Source organism: Pseudomonas brassicacearum (assembly GCF_003732265.1).
GTDB lineage: Bacteria > Pseudomonadota > Gammaproteobacteria > Pseudomonadales > Pseudomonadaceae > Aquipseudomonas > Aquipseudomonas brassicacearum_D.
The window spans coordinates 384-674 of record NZ_MOBK01000048.1; the positions used below are offsets into that span (position 1 = coordinate 384).

At 59.1% G+C, this 291-nt stretch carries 1 pseudogene; it reads left to right on the forward strand.

Going from position 1 to position 291, the window contains the following annotated elements:
- Window positions 1-291: pseudogene (locus tag BK660_RS33235) on the forward strand (phosphoenolpyruvate synthase); the annotation flags it as partial.

Here is a 291-nt window from a genome sequence, read left to right on the forward strand (position 1 = left end):
GGAGCTGCCGTTCAAGATCATGATGAACGTTGGCAACCCGGACCGCGCTTTTGACTTCGCGCAGTTGCCGAACGCCGGTGTCGGCCTGGCCCGTCTGGAGTTCATCATCAACCGCATGATCGGCGTCCACCCGAAAGCGCTGTTGAACTACGACGGTCTGCCCCAGGAAATCAAGGACAGCGTCGACAAGCGCATCGCCGGTTACAACGACCCGGTCGACTTCTACGTCGACAAACTGGTGGAAGGCATCAGCACCCTGGCTGCAGCGTTCACGCCGCAAAAAGTCATCGT